Source organism: Streptomyces zhihengii, assembly GCF_016919245.1.
Lineage (GTDB): Bacteria > Actinomycetota > Actinomycetes > Streptomycetales > Streptomycetaceae > Streptomyces > Streptomyces zhihengii.
Window position 1 is genome coordinate 1,629,255 of sequence record NZ_JAFEJA010000002.1, and the last position, 17,696, is coordinate 1,646,950.

Annotated in this window: 12 protein-coding genes and 1 pseudogene; 9 read left to right on the plus strand and 4 right to left on the minus strand. The window is 76.6% G+C overall.

The genetic code is table 11. The features are described 5' to 3' along the window. Positions 1-21: 21 nt before the first annotated feature. Positions 22-1,220: pseudogene (locus tag JE024_RS34650) on the plus strand (macrolide family glycosyltransferase). A gap of 39 nt (positions 1,221-1,259) precedes the next feature. On the opposite strand, the gene JE024_RS34655 reads toward JE024_RS34650, so the two are convergent. Further along, a complete protein-coding gene (locus JE024_RS34655; RefSeq protein ID WP_205378521.1) occupies positions 1,260-1,646 on the minus strand; it encodes a VOC family protein in 387 nt (128 codons plus the stop codon). Further along, a complete protein-coding gene (locus tag JE024_RS34660) occupies positions 1,646-1,942 on the minus strand; it encodes an ArsR/SmtB family transcription factor (RefSeq protein ID WP_205377825.1) in 297 nt (98 codons plus the stop codon). Before JE024_RS34660 ends, JE024_RS34655 begins: the two co-directional genes overlap by 1 nt. Positions 1,943-2,080: 138 nt before the next feature. Between JE024_RS34660 and JE024_RS34665 the strand changes: the two genes are divergently transcribed. After that, entirely contained in the window at positions 2,081-2,227 is a 147-nt protein-coding gene (locus JE024_RS34665) for a hypothetical protein (RefSeq protein WP_205377826.1), read from the plus strand. Positions 2,228-2,351: 124 nt separating this feature from the next. On the opposite strand, the gene JE024_RS34670 is transcribed toward JE024_RS34665, so the two are convergent. Continuing rightward, on the minus strand, positions 2,352-2,648 hold the full coding sequence (locus JE024_RS34670) for a YkvA family protein (protein ID WP_205377827.1): 297 nt from the start codon (positions 2,646-2,648) through the stop codon (positions 2,352-2,354). A 159-nt stretch (positions 2,649-2,807) separates the two neighbouring features. Then, positions 2,808-2,981, minus strand: coding sequence for a hypothetical protein (locus tag JE024_RS34675; protein WP_205377828.1), 174 nt, complete (start codon positions 2,979-2,981; stop codon positions 2,808-2,810). A gap of 280 nt (positions 2,982-3,261) precedes the next feature. On the opposite strand from JE024_RS34675, the gene JE024_RS34680 reads away from it, so the two are divergent. The 7 genes from JE024_RS34680 (at position 3,262) to JE024_RS34710 (ending at position 17,650) form a co-directional block, all read left to right on the plus strand. Continuing rightward, positions 3,262-3,477, plus strand: coding sequence for a hypothetical protein (locus tag JE024_RS34680; protein ID WP_205377829.1), 216 nt, complete (start codon positions 3,262-3,264; stop codon positions 3,475-3,477). Positions 3,478-3,531: 54 nt separating this feature from the next. Continuing rightward, positions 3,532-4,029: a hypothetical protein gene (locus JE024_RS34685; protein ID WP_205377830.1), complete on the plus strand. Its 498-nt coding sequence runs from the start codon at positions 3,532-3,534 to the stop codon at positions 4,027-4,029. Positions 4,030-4,343: 314 nt separating this feature from the next. After that, positions 4,344-5,204: a DUF4132 domain-containing protein gene (locus JE024_RS34690; RefSeq protein WP_205377831.1), complete on the plus strand. Its 861-nt coding sequence runs from the start codon at positions 4,344-4,346 to the stop codon at positions 5,202-5,204. After that, positions 5,201-10,402 carry a hypothetical protein gene (locus JE024_RS34695; RefSeq protein ID WP_205377832.1) on the plus strand — a complete coding sequence of 1,734 codons (5,202 nt, stop codon included), beginning with the start codon at positions 5,201-5,203 and terminating at the stop codon, positions 10,400-10,402. Before JE024_RS34690 ends, JE024_RS34695 begins: the two co-directional genes overlap by 4 nt. Next, positions 10,399-11,649 (plus strand): ATP-binding protein, encoded by a 1,251-nt coding sequence (locus JE024_RS34700; protein WP_205377833.1) that lies wholly within the window; start codon positions 10,399-10,401, stop codon positions 11,647-11,649. Before JE024_RS34695 ends, JE024_RS34700 begins: the two co-directional genes overlap by 4 nt. A gap of 227 nt (positions 11,650-11,876) precedes the next feature. Continuing rightward, a complete protein-coding gene (locus JE024_RS34705) occupies positions 11,877-15,743 on the plus strand; it encodes a DUF5682 family protein (RefSeq protein ID WP_372449910.1) in 3,867 nt (1,288 codons plus the stop codon). Further along, positions 15,740-17,650: a hypothetical protein gene (locus JE024_RS34710; RefSeq protein ID WP_205377834.1), complete on the plus strand. Its 1,911-nt coding sequence runs from the start codon at positions 15,740-15,742 to the stop codon at positions 17,648-17,650. The genes JE024_RS34705 and JE024_RS34710 overlap by 4 nt, the downstream gene beginning before the upstream one ends. Positions 17,651-17,696: the final 46 nt, after the last annotated feature.

Genomic DNA, 17,696 nt, shown 5'->3' on the forward strand with positions numbered 1-17,696 from the left:
CCAGGAAACGAGTGATCGCCCATGTCCCGTCGCCGCGCCCACATCGCGATGGTCGGCGTGCCCGTCGTCAGCCATGTCCTGCCCGGCCTCGCGGTGATCCGCGAGCTGGTGGCCCGCGGGCACCGGGTCACCTGTGCCAACGATCCGGTCATGGCCGAGCGGATCGCGTCCACCGGCGCGGAACTCGTGCCCTGCTCCTCGGTGCTCCCCTTCGCCGACAACACCTGGCCCGACGACCCCATCGCCGCGGCGGGCCTCTTCCTCGACGACGCGGTCCAGGCGCTTCCACAACTGCGCGCCGCCTACGACGACGACCCGGCCGACCTGTACCTCTACGACATCGGCGCCTATGCCGCCCGCGCCCTCGCCGAGGCGCAGGGGCGGCCCCTTCTGCAACTGTCACCGACCTTCGTCGGATGGGACGGCTACGAGGAGGACGTGGCCGTCCACCTGCGGAAGCTGCCCGGGGCGGACGCCTACCGGGACCGGTTCGCCCGGTGGCTCGCCGGGTGCGGGGCGACCACCACGGACGTCGACGCCTTCTCCGGGCCGCCCGCCCGGGCCCTCGCCCTCATCCCGCAGGCGATGCAGCCGCACGCCGACCGTGTCGACCCCCGGCGGGTGACCTTCGTGGGGCCCTGCTTCGACACCCGTGCCGGCGCCGCCGAGGGCTGGACCCGGCCGGCGGATGCCGAGAAGGTGCTGCTCGTCTCGCTCGGTTCGGCCTACACGCGGCAGCCGGAGTTCTACCTCCGGTGCGTCGAGGCCTTCGGCGACCTGCCGGGCTGGCACGTCGTGCTCCAGATCGGCGCGTACACCGACCCCGCGGTGCTCGGCGACGTCCCGCGCACCATCGAGGTGCACCCGTGGGTCCCGCAGCGGGCAATCCTGGAGCAGGCCGACGCCTTCGTCACCCACGCGGGCATGGGCGGGTGCGGCGAAGGGCTGCTCGCAGGCGTCCCCATGATCGCCGTGCCGCAGGGCGCCGAGCAGTTCATGAACGCCGACCGCCTCGTGGAGCTGGGCGTCGCCCGCCGTGTGGACACCGCGGACGCCACCGCCGCGACCCTGCGCGCCGCGCTGGAGGACCTCGTCGCGGACCCGCACGGGCCGAGCGCTCCCGGCTGCTGCGGGCGGCCTGCCGCGCCGAGGGCGGCACGCTCCGCGCCGTCGCCCTCGTCGAGGAGGAGCTGACGCCTCCGGCGGGCGCGGCGCGCTGAGCGCGGCCGGGCCGCGCCCGCGGTGCGGGTCCGGACCGGCTACTTCATGGTGGCGAGCTGGATGAGGTTGCCGCAGGTGTCGTCCAGCACGGCGGTCACGACGGGCCCGAGGTCGGTCGCCTCCTGGGTGAACTCGACGCCGAGGCCCTTGAGCCGTTCGACCTCCGCGTACACGTCGTCGACGGCGAACTGCGTGTAGGGGATGCCGTCCCCGACCAGCGCGTTCTTGAACGGGCGCGCCGCCGGATGGCCGTCCGGCTCCAGCAGCAGCTCCACCCCGTCCGGGTCGGCGGGGGAGACGACGGTGAGCCAGCGGGCGTCGCCCGCGGGCACGTCCGTCTTCTTGGTGAATCCGAGCTTGTCGGTGTAGAAGGCGAGCGCCTTCGCCTGGTCGTCGACGAGCACGCTGGTGATGTTGATCCGGATCACGGACTCGGTTCCTCTCGGTCGATCGGCCACCGTTCGACGATCGAGCGCAGCGGGCCCGTGTCGAGGTGGTGGAACTTGTACCGGCCCTGTCGCCGGGTGTGCACGAGGCCGGCCTGTTCGAGGACGGCGAGGTGCTGGGATATGGCCTGGCGTGACGAGGCGAGACCGTGCTTCATCGTGAGCCGGCCGCAGATCTCGAACAGCGTCTGCCCGTCCTGCTCGGACAGCTCGTCGAGGATGATGCGCCGCGTCGCGTCGCCGAGGGCCTTGAACAGGTCGGCTTCGGCGGTCATGACTCCGTTATAGGCAAGTGCTCACTTGCCTGTCAAGGAGCGCCGCTCCGGGGTCCGGGGCGCCGGCGCGGCGCGACGCCCGGACATCCTCGCTCCGTATCGGGGTAGGCGGATCGCATACCGCTTCGAGGAGGAACCATGCCCGGACTGATCGCCCGTCTCACGCAGTTCAGCCGCAGCCCTCAGGGTCAGCGGACCATCGCCTCGGCCCGGCGCGCCGCGGCCGACCCGCGCAAGCGCGCCCAGGCGCGCAGCCTGTTCGGCCGGCTGCGCGGACGCCGCTGACACCCTCGCGGCCGGCGGGGCGGGACACGACGCCGAGGCGAGCGCCGCCCGGCCCCGCGGTGCGCTCCCCGCGACGCGGGGAGCGCACCGTTGTGCACGGCGGTGTCGCGAGGGCGCCCGCCGGTCAGGGCCGGGCGCCGTCGCGGGACCGGTCGGTGGCGGCGGAGTGCAGCGCCCGCAGGGCGAGCAGCAGGACGCCGATGTCGTCCAGGTAGACGGGGTCGGGGATCAGGTCGACGGGCGAGACGGTGTAGATCACCGCCGCCCAGAACAGGGCCTTGGACCGCAGCGGCACACCGGCGTCCATCAGCAGCTTGCGCGCCCGGAACACCTTGACGAGCAGCACGGCCGCGTAGACCGCGGCCGCCACGGCGAGTACCACGGCCGCCACCAGCAGCGGACCGCCGACCTCGAAGTCCATGCCACTCTCCTCCACCGCCGGTGCGCCCGGCCTTCCCGGGGGCATGTCCTCCTTCTACCCCGCGGGAGCCCGGCCGTGCCGGGCGCGGCGCGGGCCGCCGCGCTCCCGCGGCGGACGCGGACGGAGGAGCAGGTGCTCCGCCGCCCGCTGGTACATCGGTCAGTGGGGGCCGGGGCCGGGCGTGACGCGGGTGTGGTGCGGGTGCATCTCGCTGCGCCCCTGGTCGATCAGACGGCGCCCCGCCGTGCGCAGCCGGGCGTCCATCAGCGCCTTGCCGTCGGCCTCCTGCTTGAGGCCGCGCAGCACCTTGATCCCGCCGCGGAACTTGCTCATGAACTCTCCTAGAAACAGGTGCCCTGCCCGGGCGCCGAACGCCGCGTGCGCGCGGTCCCTGTCCTTCGGTGCGCGACGCACTGGCGTTATTGCCGTCCCGTAGTCCGCAAAACGTGCACGGGGTGACGAATTGTTCCCGAGGGGACACGCCCTGGGCGGCCCCGTCCGGGCCGGCGCCGAGGCTGCCCCCCGACAGCCGCCCGAACTGCCGGTGGCGGCTCCGGGGGCGTCCTAGCGTGCCGGTACACCGATTTCCGCCATGCCGTTCCAGGAGGTTCGCATGAAGTACACCGCCCGCTCCGCCGTCGGAGGCACCGCTGCCGCCGCCGCTGCCGCCGCGCTCGTGCTCGGTGCCGCGGGGGCCGCGTCCGCGCAGCCGTCGCCGAAGCCCGCGCAGATCACCGCGGCGCAGTTGCAGTCGCACCTCACCGAGGCCGTCGCGCAGGAGCGCATGGCCGCCGCCTGCACGCCCGCCTGCGCCGGCCAGATCGTCTAGCGGCCGGAACGTCCGGCAGGACCGCAGGACCGCAGGACCTACGAGGAGGTCGAGATGAACACCGCGGACCGTACCGGCACGACCCGTACATGGTGCCCGAGCGGCAAGGCCGACGCACCGGAGTCGGTCGTGCTGGGCGTGCGCTCCGGGCAGGACGGTGAGGTCGTGTACCTCGCCGATCCCGTACCCGCCCGGGACGTCCTCCCGGTCGTTCCCGAGGACGTCGAGCCGACACGGGTGCTGCGCTTCGCGTCGCACTGTGTCAGCAACTGCCTGCACCGCAGGGGCAACGACTGCACCCTGGTGGAGCGGGTCGCGGCGACGCCCGCGGACGGGAACCGGAACGTGCCGCGGTGTCATCTGCGCCCTCACTGCAAGTGGTGGGTGCAGACCGGGGTGGACGGCTGCCGCCGCTGCCCGGCCCTGGCGACCACCGTCGTCGAGGGCGACGACCTGGGCGCACTCGTGGCCGACCCCGCGACCACCCGGGAGCAGCTCGAAGCCTGGATGGCCGCCGAGGCGGACACACCCGCGCGGGAACCCATCGGGTGACAGCGGGTCCTGACGGCCCGCGGGATCCCGGGGGAGCGGCCCGCCTCCGGGCCGGCTCCGTCCACCGACACGGCCGTGCACACCGCGCCGACACGGGCCGCCGGACGCGGTGTCACCCGGGCGGGGGCGTGTCTCCCGCCGCCCGCCGCACGGACGTCCGCCCCCGCCGGGCCCCGTGAACGCAAGGGCACCCACCCCGTTGTCACTGGGGCCCCCTAGAGTCTCTTCCACTCGTCACGGTGTGTTGCCGTCGACGGGTCTCATCAGCGTGCCGCCGGTCCGGCGGCCGTCCGGGACTACGGGGAGAACAGCGCATGGGGTGGGTATCCGCGGGCGACTACGAAGTCGCCCTGGAGGCGGGCAAGGTGGTCTGCCGCAACGGGAAGGGCCGGCTGCTGAAGTCGGTCCCGGCCAAACTGAAGGACGACCCCGCGGTCGTCGGGCTCCAGCAGCTCACCGAGTGGCTGGACCGGCACGAACGCCGGTGCCTGAGCGACGTCGAGCAGTGGATGGTGCGTTCGCTGCCCGTGCCCACGGCCGTCCTCGCCCGCGTGTGGCCCGACCCGGCCTGGCAGGCGGCCCTGCGGGACGTGGTGGTCACCGGCGCGGACGGCGGGGTCGCCGGATTCCTGCGCGATGTCGACCCCGACCGCGGCCTCGGCCTCGTCGACCTCGACGGCGACACGGTCCGCATCACCCCCGACGTCGTCAGCGTCCCCCACCCCGTCCTCCTCGACGACCTCGACGACCTGCGCGAGTTCGCCGTCGAACTCGGCGTGGACCAGCAGGTGGAGCAGCTGTTCCGCGAGGTGTGGCGCCGCCCGCCCGGCACCGCCCCCGACACCACCTCCGTGGACACCTACGCCGGCGGCGTCTTCAAGGAACTGCGCTTCTTGCACGGCCGCGTCACCCAGCTCGGGTACCGCTCGCGCGGAGGATATGCCGTCTGCCCCGTCGTCGAGGACGGCGTCACCGCCGAGGCGCGCATCTGGATCGGCGAGCACGACGGATACGACGCGTACGACACCGAGACGGGCCCCCTGGGCTGGACCGACCCCACGGGGCGCACGCTGACGGCCGCCGAGGTCGGCCCCGTCGCGTGGTCCGAGGGCATGCGCATGGCCGCGGCGCTCTACGCCGGCCGCGACGTGGCGGACGAGGAGCGGGCGGCATGAGCACCACGACGACGAACACCGGCGCGAACACGGATGCGGACACCGACGTGAGCCAGACGACCACCGACACCGCGGCGTCCCTGCCCGCCCAGGCCCGGGGCGCGGGCAGTTCCGCCGCAGAGGCCCGCGCGGCCGCCCTGCTGGAAGCGGGCGCGGTCCTCCCGGCCGGCACCACCGACCGGGACGACGCCGACGCGCTGACCGCCCGCACCTACACCCACACCGCCCTCGGCGACCGCCCCGTGGTCCGGCTCGTGCCCGGCACCCTCGGCGAAGCCGAGGACCTGGCCCTGGAGTTCCTCGGGCTCACCCGCGGCACCGAGGCGCCCGTCGTCGGCCAGGTCCGCCGCGAGACGCTGGGCTTCCCCGCCTGGGCGCTGGTCAACGACCCGGCCAACGGGCACCACGCCCTCGCCCTGGTCAAGGACATCGAGCGGCTCGGCCGGCAGGCCAAGTCCCGCGCCGGAGCGGCCAAGGAGGGCTTCGACGCCCTCGGCACCCGGCTCGGCCGCGCCGTCCCCCACTTCCTCCCCACCTACTACGAGCAGGTGGCACGTCTCTTCCTCCAGGCCGAGAACACCACCTACGCCGCCTCCTTCTTCGGCAAGGCCCGCGAGGCCGAGCGGGTGCACGGCCTGGTCGTCGACGAGGACCGGCAGCGGGCCGTCTTCCTGGAGTTCGCCTTCGCCGGCGCGCTGACGGTCAAGGCGCTGCGCCAGTACGTACGGGACCTCGTCGCCCGCCTCGCCCCGGCGGACGCCTGGGCGCAGTTCCGCCGGCTGCTGGTCGAGCGCTGCGCCGCCGGCATGCCGCCCTACGCCGCCCTCCCGCAGGACGTCCGCGCGCTGGTCAAGGCCGCCGGCCTGGACCGCGACGCCGCCGAACGCGATCTGGTGGCCGATCTGATCGGCTCCCCGGGAGTCGTCCGCGCCCCCGCCTCGTTCTGGACGGCCTACCGCCCCGCGCTCGTCGCCCTCGCCCAGCGGGACACGGCCGTGCGCGCCCGGCTCCTCGGCTTCTTCCCGGAGACCTTCAGCGAGAGCGGCCGTGACGTCGACGGCGAACGCGACTGGCTCGCCCTGCTCGCCGAGTCCGGCGCCGAGGACCTGCTGACCGCCCTCCCGGACGCCGCCGCCCCCGCCCCCTCCGACGCGGCGCCGACCGTGTCCCCGGCGGACTGGCTCGCCCGCTGGGAGGCACACCGCCGGCGCAACCGCGCCACCTCGGGCCGCGGCCGGGGCACCCACGAACTGGCGGCCCGCATGACCGGCCGGCTGCGCGCCGACGACCGCCCCGTCGAACTGTTCCAGGGCCGCTGGCAGCGCACCGCCGACCTGGACCTCCTCGACCTCTGCCTGGCCTCCGGCGTCCCCGTCGCCGAACCGGACGACCAGGACACCACCCAGCCCGTCGGCCTCCCGCTCGAGGCCTGGCTCACCGACACCGCGCCCGGAGCACGCGATCTCACCGCCGTCGCCGCACAGCCGGCCTTCCGCACCCTGCTCAGCCGTACCGTCGGCGACCTCGGCGGCGGACGCGGCCAGCGCCTGGGCGACGCCGCCATGGCGACCCTGGCGGCACACCCCGTGCTCTCCGGGATCCTGCGCGAGTGGCTGACCGCCCGCGCCGAGGAGTACACGGCAGCACGAGGACTCCCCGCTCTGCACACCACCCTCAACCGGCTCTCGGCGTTCCGCACCGTCGCCGCGGACGTCGCCCCGGACGCCGTACAACGCCTCAGGACCCACGACGTGGTGCCGCTGCTGGCCGCCACCCTGCGCACCGGCGTCCTCGACGAACTGGGCTGGGCCGCCCTCGACGAGACCTACGCGGAGCTGGCCGCCGAGGCGGCCGCCGCCGCGCAGCAGCAGCGCGGCCGCTCGGAGGGCGTCGGCGTCACCGGCGCCTGGCCCGCGCTGATCCTCAACACCCGCGAACGTGCCGTCGTCGTCGGCCCGGAAGGCGTCCTGCTGCGCCACACCCTGCGGATGCCCGCCAGCTCCGACCGCTGGCGGACGCCTGCCTTCCGTTACGTCGACGGCGAGTTGCTGGTCCTGTGGTGGGAGGACGGCAAGCAGCAGGGCTACTGGTCGAACCGTCCCGCCGAGGTCTTCGCCGTCGGCGGCGACCAGATCCCCCGCTGGGGCGGCTCCAGCCCCTCGGACGCGGTCTGCCTCCCGCTGCCCGGCGGCGGCCGCGCCACCGGCGGCAAGGCCCTGCACGCGGGCGACACCTCCCTCCCGCCCCAGCGCGCCGTCATCTCCGACGGCACCGGCTACTGGCGGGACGGTCATCAGGGCACGCAGCGGGTGTGGCTGGAGTACGACCCGGCCGGCGGCACCCACGGCCGCGCCTCCCTCCCCGACTTCCTCCGCTCCGGCGTCCAGGACGGCACCCGGCTGCTCACCGGGGACTGCCAGGTGCTGCCCCTCCAGCCCGGCCTGGAGCACACCCCGTTCGGCACCGACGGCACCGTCCTCGGCCGCTGGGTCCGCCGCACCGTCGCCGAGCCCGGCACGGCAGCCCCCGCCGACGGCCACCGGATCGTCGCCGGCACGCCCGACGGCCACACCGTGAGCCTGCCGCACCCGCTGCCCGGCGGCGGCACCCCGGTGCCGATCGGCGCCCTCACCCTGCCCGGCGGCTCACGGCCCGTCACGACCCTGCTGCACCGCTCCGTCCACGCGTACCCGGCCGACACCGACGGCACCGGCGGCAGCCTGTGGTCCGTCGGCACCGACTCCACCGGCGGCAACGACGCGGCCGGCACCCCCTATGTGGCGCCCGTCGCCTACTGGCACGCCCTGCGCCCGAGGGACGAGCGGGGCTCCGCCGCCCTGCGGCAGCTGACCGACTCCCGGGCGGGTGAGCTGTTCAAGGAGGTCGAGGCCGCGGTCGCCCGCCACCTGGAGGCCTTCCGGGCGGTCAAGGAGTACACCGGGCCCTCCTCCCGCGAGCTCAGTCGCGAGGCCGTCGCCGCGGTCCTGCCCGAGGTGTCCGACCCACGGCTCCTCGACGGCGTCACCGCCCTCGTCCGCAACGCCGTCGACCGGGCCGCCGCGGCGGCCCGCTACCTGGAACCGCCCAAGCCCGCGCAGCCGGCCACGCCCCGCAACACCGCGCGCACCCAGGGCATGTTCTTCGACCACGCCCCCGAGCACGCCGACGACACGACCCTGCGGAACGCCACCGTCTGGGGCTCCGAGCGGATGCACGGCGGCTGGTGGGGAGCCGCGAGCCGCTGGACCACGATCCGGCAGATCCTCGCCGTCAACCACGTCCTCGGCGGCGAGCCGGCCTTCGGCCCGGCCGTGCCGTCCAAGGTCCCCTTCACCGCCGCGGACGGCTGGCAGCGCGACGAGTACACCGTGCCCGGCGACTCCCTGGGCTGGCTGCCGCTCCTCGACAAGCTGCCCCAACTCGCCTACCGGGCGGCCTCGGCGACCACCTCGCCCGAGCACCGCGCCGGGCTTCTGGTCCTGCTCGACACCCTTGCCGCGGGCCCGCTGGCCGACCCGGCGGGCACCGTGCGGCACGTGGAGCTCACCGAGCCGTACAGCGGCGGGACCTCCGGGCAGAGCAGCCCCGAGGCCGTGCACCGCCTCGGACAGGTGCTGCGCAAGGGCGCCCGCACCGTCGTTATCCTCACCCACCAGGGCCGGAACTCCCGGAACGACGCGGCCCGCTGGCTCGCCCTGGACCACGACCCCACCGGCGCCTTCGGCCCCGTGCCCGGCTTCACGCTGGACAACGAGCACGTCCACCGGCAGGGCATCGACCGCGACCGGCTCACCCGGCTCACCGCCCTGGTGCGGGAGCAGGGCCCGGCGCCCTGGCGTCCCGAGTCCGCCGAGGCGTTCCACGCCGCCACCGGGATCGGCCCCCTCCAGTCCGCCGCCCTGCTGTCGGCCGCCGTCGAGGAGCCCGGCGCCGAAGCGCTCACCCTGCTCGGCACGAAGACCCGGGCCTTCGAGGCGGCCCAGGCACAACTGGACGCCCTGCCCCGCGCCGACCGGCACGCCCTGCTCCGGGCCCTGCTGCCCGCCGACCCGGCCGCGCTGTGGTCCACCGGACCGGACACCGGGGCGGCCGCCGAGGTCTGGCAGGAGCGCCTGTCCTCCCTCGTCCGCGTCCCCGAGGAACTGGACCTCGACCTGACGGGCACCACATCCGGCGCCGTCGACCTGATCCTCAACGCCGGCTCCCGGAACTGGCTCACCCACGGCGCCGACATCCCGGACGGCACCGGCCGCCCGGGCCTGCGCCGGGTCGGTGCACGCGGGGCGATCTCCACGGCCCTCACCGCCCTGCGCACCCTCGCCTACACGCTCCCGTACGGACACCCCCTGCGGGCACACCTGCCCACCGGGCTCGCCGCACTGCGCGACCGCCTCGCCGACCCGCACCTGGTGCTGGACCTCGGCCTGGACTGGACGGAGTCGGGGACCTCGATCGGCGCCGCCATCCGCCTAGCCCACGGGCTCCCCGAGTCCGGCGGCGCCGGCCCCGACGGCCTGGTCCGGGCCGGCACGGCACTCCTCCTCGCCCCCGGCCACGGCAGCAGTGAGAAGCTGCTGATCCGCCCGGCCGGACTGTCCGGCCCCGAGGACCCGGCCTTCGGCCTCATCGAGGGCACCGTCGCCCGCTACGGCACCGGTGATCTGCTCGCCCTGCGCGCACTGCTGGACGAGGAGACCGGCGCGCTGGCCGCGGCGGGCGCCCCCGACGGCTCCCCGCACCACCCCGCCCAGGACCCGTCGCGCGCGGTGCCGGACCTGGTGGCCGAGGTTGCCGGCACCCTGGGCCTGTCCGCCGACGCAGCCGCCCTGTACCTGATGCTGCTCGCCCTCCCCGATCCGACCGACCGCAACTGCGTCCGCTGGACGCAGTGGAAGCCGGCCCAGGTCAAGAAGGCCCGGGCGGAACTCGCCGCCACCGGCCTCGTGGTGGAGGCCAAGCGCTCCCGCGCCGGCCGCGCCCTCTTCCTCCCCTGCGGCTGGCTCGAACGCAGCGCCCCCGCACTGCCGCTGGAGACCTGGAAAGAACACCTCTACCCGGTGTCCGGATCCGCCCGGACCGTGCCACACCTCCCCGTGCCCGCGCTGTTCGCAGCCGCCTGGGCCCGGGTCCGCGGCGGCGACGCCCCCGCCTTCGAAGAACTGGACACCCGCGCACCCCGGAAGGGCCGCCGCCGATGACGAGCGACACCACCACCACGACGGACGCCACCGCCCCCGGCGCCACCACCACCGACGCCACCACCGGCGGCGTCCCGGACCAGGCGGCCGCAACCGGCCGGGAGCACCGCCAGGTCACCCCGCCCGAGGACCGGTACGCCACCGAGCTGGCCTTCCTCGCCGCCCACGACACCGGGCCGCGCCCGCCCGGCTGGCTGCTCACCCCGCGCGCCGTCGTCACCTTCGTGATGGGCAGCGCGGGCGAGGCACTGGCGCTGCCGAAGGGCGCCCGGCCCGGGGCCGGCGTGCCGCGCCGGCTGGTGATCGAGCAGAAGTTCGTCGGCGAACGCGCCCTGGTCGAACGGTGCGTGGTCACCCTCGCCGGAGAGCGCGGACTCCTCCTCGTCGGCGAACCGGGCACCGCCAAGTCCATGCTCTCCGAGCTGCTGTCGGCGGCCGTCTGCGGGACGAGCGCGCTCACCGTGCAGGGCACCGCCGGCACCACCGAGGACCAGCTCAAGTACGGCTGGAACTACGCGCTGCTGCTCGCCCAGGGCCCCACCGAGCAGGCCCTGGTCCCCTCACCGGTGCTCACCGCGATGACCCGGGGCGCCGTCGCCCGTGTCGAGGAGGTCACCCGCTGCCTGCCCGAGGTCCAGGACGCCCTCGTGTCCCTGCTCTCCGAGCGGCGGATCGCGGTCCCCGAACTCGCGGGCGGCGACAGCGCCCAGGTGCACGCGGCCCCCGGGTTCACCCTGATCGCCACCGCCAACCTGCGGGACAAGGGCGTCTCGGAGATGTCCGCCGCGCTGAAGCGGCGCTTCAACTTCGAGACCGTGGGCCCCATCGGCGACGTCGACGCCGAGACCGCGCTCGTCCGGCGCCAGTCCCGCGCAGCCGTCGAACGCGCGGGCGCCGCCTACCAGGTGGACGACGCGGTCCTCGAAGCCCTCGTCACCGCCTTCCGGGACCTGCGCGAGGGCCGCTCCGTGGAGGGCTGGGAGGTCGAGCGCCCCTCCACGGTGATGAGCACGGCCGAGGCGGTCTCCGTCGCGGGGTCCCTGGGCCTGGCCGCCGCCTACTTCCCCGGCGACCGTGACGTGCTCTCCCTCCTGCCCGGCCATCTCCTCGGTGTCGTCCGCAAGGACGACCCCGCCGACGCGGCCCGGCTGCTCGGCTACTGGGACGGCCCGGTGCGCCGCCGCGCCGAGCAGGGCTCGGCCACCTGGCGTGCCCTGTGGGACCTGCGCGGGGTACTGGAGAACTGACGGTGAGCCGATCGACCACCCCCGAGACGCCGGCCGAGGCCGTGGCGCCGTCCACGGCCGCGGCGCCGCCGGTCGCCGCGGTGCCACCCACCGAGGCGGCGCTGTCCACCGGCGCGCCGCCCGCCATCGGCGCGCCGCCCGGCGGCGAGGCCGAACCGTCCACCGGGACGCCCTACGGCGTCCCGGTGGACGGCCCGGCCGCCGGGCCGTTGACCCCCGAGGCCGCCGTGGCGGCCCTCGCGGCGGACGGCCCGGGGCTGCCGTTCCTGATCGGGGTGCGCCACCACGCGCCCTCGCTCGCGGCCGCCCTCCCGGCCCTGCTGGACGCTGCGGCCCCCGACGTCCTCCTCGTCGAACTGCCCGCCGAGTTCCAGCCCTGGCTGGGCTGGCTCGCCCACGAGGACACCGAGGCACCGGTGGCGCTGGCCGCCGTGCTCGCGGACGGGCCCGGGAGCGGCCCGGCAGGCGAACGGGGTCCCGCCTTCTACCCGTTCGCCGACTTCTCGCCCGAACTGGTCGCCCTGCGCTGGGCGGCACGGCACGGGGTCCCGGCCGTGGCCTGCGATCTGCCGCTCGCCGACCGGGCGTGGGCGGGCGGCGGCCCCGACACACCCGCCCCCGTCCCGGACGCCGGCCCGGCGCCCGGGCCGGGGGAGGGGCACGGGCTGTCCGCGGCGCTCCGGTCCCGGCTCACCGGCCGCGACGGCGACGACCTCTGGGACCGGCTGGTGGAGGCCCCCGCGCCCGGTTCGCCGCCCGAGGCCCTCCGGCGTGCCGCCCTGCTCACCGGCTGGGCGCTGCGCCACGAGGCCGAGGCACAGGGCGCGGTCGACGGCACGGACCTGGTGCGCGAGGCGTGCATGCGCCGTCATGTGGCCGAGGCCCTGGCGAGCGGGCGGCGGCCCGCCGTCGTGGTGGGCGCCTTCCACACCCCGGCACTCCTGGCGTCCGCCGCCGGGGGAGCCCGGACCGCCGCCGAGCCCGCGCCGGGCGCGGACGGCCACGCCGACGACGCGGCCGGGACGGCCGCGTGCACGGTCTCCCTGATCCCTTACACCTACCCGCTGCTCGACTCCCGGTCCGGCTACCCGGCCGGCATCCGGGACCCGGAGTGGCAGCACACCGTGCTGGACGCCGCCGGGGACCCGACCGCGCTGCACGAGGCGCTGATCCGCACCGCGGTCCGCGTCTGCGCGGCCCTGCGCGAACAGGGCCACCCCTACGGCCCGGCGGACGGCCGCGAGGTCGTGCGGGTGGCCGGCGACCTGGCCCGCCTGCGCGACCTGCCCGCCCCCGGCCGCGGCGAACTGCTGGAGGCCGTGCAGACGGTGCTCGGCCGCGGCGAGACCTACGGCACGGGCCGCGCCGTCGCCCGGGCCCTCGAAGGCGTCCTCGTGGGAGCCCGCACAGGGCGCCCCGCGCCCGCAGCCCCGCGCAGCGGACTCGGTCCCGCCGTCGAGACGGAGACGGCGGCGCTCTCGCTCCCCGGCCCCGGGGACGCGCACGAGAAGACACCGCGCGACCTCCGGCTCGACCCGGCGCGCTCCGCCCTGGACCGGCGCCGCGAACTGCTGCTGCGCAGGCTGACCGTGTGCGGCATCCCCTACGCGCAGGAGCAGGGGGTGACCGGCGCGGCGGGCAGCGAAGGACTCACGACCCGCTGGCAGGTGCGGTGGACCCCGGCGACGGCCGCGATGCTCACCGCGGCCGGTGCCCGCGGTGTCACCCCGGCCCAGGCCGCCGAAGGAGTGCTGCGTCAGCGGCACGCGGCCGAGCTGGCGGAGGGCGGCCCGACGGCCGCCCAGGTCGTGCGGGGCCTCACGGAGGCCGCCGGGTGCGGGCTCCGCGCCCTGGCCGGCGAACGGCTGACGGAACTGGCGTCCGTGCTCCCCGCGAGCGGCACCCTGCCCGAGCTCCTCGCCGGGCTCGACCTCCTGGACCGCATCGACGCGGGCCACCTTCCGGGCCTGACCGCCCCCGATGCCCCGCCGGCCCCTGGAGCGCCGGCCGATACCGACGGGGCCACCGCGCCGGAATCCGCCCCCGCCACCGGAGCCACCACGAAGAGGGGTTCCGGAACCCCCACGGAGACAGCTTCCGCCGCCACGACGGAAGCGGCTTCCGCCACCGCACCGGTCTCCGCCCGCGCCGCGCACGCGGCCGAGCTCCTGACCTCGGCGGCGGTCCGCCAGGTCGACGGCCTCACCGGCTCCGAGGAGCCCGAGGACGCCAGGGCCCTGCTCGAACTGGCCCAGCGCGCCGACCGGGTGGGCGGCATCCGGCTGGCCGGCGCCCTCGCCCGGCTCGCCGCCGACGGCACGCCGCTGATTGCCGCCGCGGCCGGAGCCGTCCGGGTGCTCACCGGCCAGGAGGAGGCGGGAGCCTTCGGCGTGCGCGTCGCCTCCTGGGTGGACGCAGCCGTGGACGGCGCCTCACGGGCCGCGCTCACCGCCCGCCTCACCGGCGTGCTGACGGCCGCGGGCCCTCTCCTGACCGTCGGAGTCGGAGCCCTGGACCCGCTGCTGCACCGGGTCGTCGAGCTGGACGACAGCGCGTTCCTGGCCCGGCTCCCGGCCCTGCGCGGTGGTTTCGACACCCTGAGCCCCGCCGCCAGGGACCGGCTGCTGGACACCGTCGAGGAGCGGCTGGGCGTTCGGGTGGACACCCTCGACGCGGACGACCCGGCCGAGTTGGCCCGCCGCACGGCCGCCGACCTCGCGGCCCGCACCCTCCTCGCCGACCTGGGCCTGCCCGTTCCCCTGCCGCCCGGCGATCCCGTCCCCCTGCCGCCCGCGGCACCCGCGGCGCCCGGCGACAGCGTCGCCCCGTCACCCGGCGATCCCGTCCCCCTGCCGCCCGCGGCACCCGGCCACGCCGTCTCCCCGTCACCCGGCGATCCCGTCCCGACCGCGCCCGGTGACAGCCTCCCGCCGCCGCCCTGCGACCCCGCCGGGGTGCCGTCCACCGGCGCATCCGCCGCGGAAGCCGCCCCCGTGCGGACCCTCGCGCCCGCCGACCGGTGGCGGCTGGTGCTCGGCCGCCGCCCGGACCAAGTGCCGTCCGGCGCCGCCCGCCTGGCCACCGCCCTGGACGAGCTCTACGGCGCGGGGCGCGGCGAGGGCTCCCGCGGCGGGCTGCCCGGCGGCGGCCGCGAGGCGTCCTTCCCCGGCGTGCGCGGCTGGTCCGAGGAACTGGCCGCGCTGTTCGGCCCCGGCATCCGCGAGGAGGTCCTCGCCGCCGCGGCCGCGACGGGCCGGCCGGACGTCCTCGCCGAACTCGACCCGGCGGCCGCCACCCCCTCCGTGGAACTGCTCCGGACGGTCCTGCGGTACGCGGGCGGTCTGCCCGAAGCCCGCCTCGCGGCGCTCCGGCCCCTGGTCCGCCGTCTGGTCGACGAACTGACCCGGCAGCTCGCCACCCGGCTGCGCCCCGCCCTCACCGGCACCATGTCGGCCCGGCCGACCCGCCGCCCCGGCGGCCGGCTCGACCTGCCGCGCACGCTGCGCGCCAATCTGGCCACCGCACGCCGGACGGAGGACGGCACGGTCCAGGTGATCCCGGAGAAGCCGGTGTTCCGCAGCCGCTCCCGCCGGTCGGCCGACTGGCGGCTGATCCTGGTCACCGACGTCTCCGGATCCATGGAGGCGTCCACGATCTGGTCCGCGCTGACCGCGTCCGTGCTCGCCGGGGTGCCGACCCTGAGCACCCACTTCCTGGCCTTCTCCACCGAGGTCGTCGACCTCACCGGCCATGTCCACGACCCCCTCTCCCTCCTGCTGGAGGTGAGCGTGGGCGGGGGCACCCACATCGCCGCCGGTCTGCGCCACGCCCGCAGCCTGATCACGGTGCCCAGCCGCACCCTGGTCGTCGTCATCAGCGACTTCGAGGAGGGCGCGCCGCTGGGCGGGCTGCTGTCCGAGGTGCGGGCCCTGGTCGCAACCGGCTGCCACGTCCTTGGGTGCGCCAGCCTCGACGACGCCGGCCGTCCCCGGTACTCGACGGGCGTCGCCGGGCAGCTCGTGGCCGCCGGCATGCCCGTCGCGGCCCTCAGCCCACTCGAACTGGCCCGCTGGATAGGGGAGAAGACCGCATGACCGCCGCCCAGTTGCCACCCGTCGCGCCGGAGGTCACGGCCACACTGGTGGAGGACCTGTCGCCCCGGCTGCGCAAACGGCTGGACGGGGCGGTGGCCAAGCTCGGCGCCCGCCCGGCGCACCGCGACGGGGACACGGTGACGATCGCGGTCGACGACGAGACCGAGCTGCGCCTGCACGCCCCGGGCGGTGTGGTGGCGACGTCGGACGCCATCACCTGCGGCTGCCTCCTCGCCCCGGCATGCGTCCACCGCGCGGCCGCCGCCTGCGCCGCCCCCGTGGCCGACCCGGCCCCCGACCTCACCGACCCGCCCGCCCCGGCGGCCCCCGGCTCCGCCGCGCACCCCGGCGAACCGGCCGCCGTCCCGCACCCCGGTGAACCCGCCGCGCCCGCCCCCTCCGCTGCCCCCGCCACCACCGCGGCCCTCGACGGCGACCCCGTCCCCGAGTCCCCGCCGGAGGCGGCCACCGAGGCACAGCGGGCCGCGGCCGATGCCCTGTGGTCGGCGGGCGCGGCCGTGCTGGAGGCCGGCGTCGACGGGGCCGGCGCCGTCGCCCAGTCGGCCCTCCTGCGCGCCGCGCACACCGCCCGGCTCCGGCACCTGCCCCGCCCCGCGGGCGCCGCGCTGTCCGTCGTCACCCTGCTGCGCGCGGCCCGTGCCGGGGACCCGTCCTACCGCACCGCCGACCTCGTCACGGCGCTGGCCGAACTCCTGGGCACCGCGCACCGGGTGGGGACGGCGTCCGGGGCGGAGCTGGCCGTTGTCAGGGGCCGGGCCCGCCGCCCGTACAGCCCCGACGGCTCGCTGCGCCTCTACGGGCTGTTCACCGAGACCGTGGTCACCGACTCGGGGCACGGCGGCGCCCGGACCTGGGTCGCCGGAGCGGACGGCCGGCTCTACACGGTCGGCGACGTGGCGCCCGGCGGCGTCGGGCGCGCCCTGGGCGTGGCCGACCGGGCCGTGCGCCTGGGGGACAGCGCGCTCACCCACCGGGAGCTCGGCCGGGCCGGTCTGGCCGTCTCCGGAGCCACGGTCTCGCCGGACGGCAGACTCGGCGCCGGGAAGGGCGTCAAGGCCGTCAGCGCCCGGGGCGCGGCCTGGACACAGCAGCCGCTCGCCGCCCTCTGGGAGACGCCGCCGTCCGAACAGGCCGCCCGTGCCCTGCGGTCCACCTCCCGCTACGCGGACCCGGAGGGTGGCGGCAGCGACCTGCTCTTCCTGGACGTCGAACTCCTCGGCGCCGTGCGGGAACCGGGCGGCACCTGCCTGCTCGCGCTGTGCGACGGAGGCGTCCCGGTCCGGCTCACCGTCGCCGACGACGACCCGGCGCTGGCCCACCGCGACAATCTGATGCTGCTGGCCACGGCGCCGGGGACACGGCTGAGGATCATCGGCCGCCTGGTGCCCGCCCTCCACCCGAGGCTCACCCTGCTCGCCTGCTCGCACCCCACCGGCGAGGGCACGATCGACCTCGGTCTGGACCGTCTGCGCCGCGCCGACCTCCCGGACCCGGTCGCCCCGGTGCACATCGCCCCGCCCCGTCCCGGCGGGCCCGGTGCGCACTCGCCCCTGCACCTCCTGGAACGCCGGGTCGACCAGACGGTCCCGGCGGGCCGGGCGGCCCTCGGCATGCTGGGCGACGTCACACCCGACGCGAGCCGCCTCCGCCGGGCCGGCCTCCCCACGGCCGCCGGGCTGCTGACGGCGCTGTGCGCCTCCGCGGGCCGGCGCGAGCGCGACCTCTTCGGCCGGCTCCTGCCCGCCGACACCGACGGCTTCGCCGCCCACTGGCTCGCCGCCGCCCGCTACACGGCGGCCGTGGCCGAGTCCCTCTGCACGGCGGCCTGGCAGCCGGCCCAGGACGACCGGGCCGCGGCGGTGTCCGCCCTGGCACCGTCCCGCTGACGGGAGGCCGGCTCCGCCCGGCGGCAGGGCGGGGCCACCGGCCGGA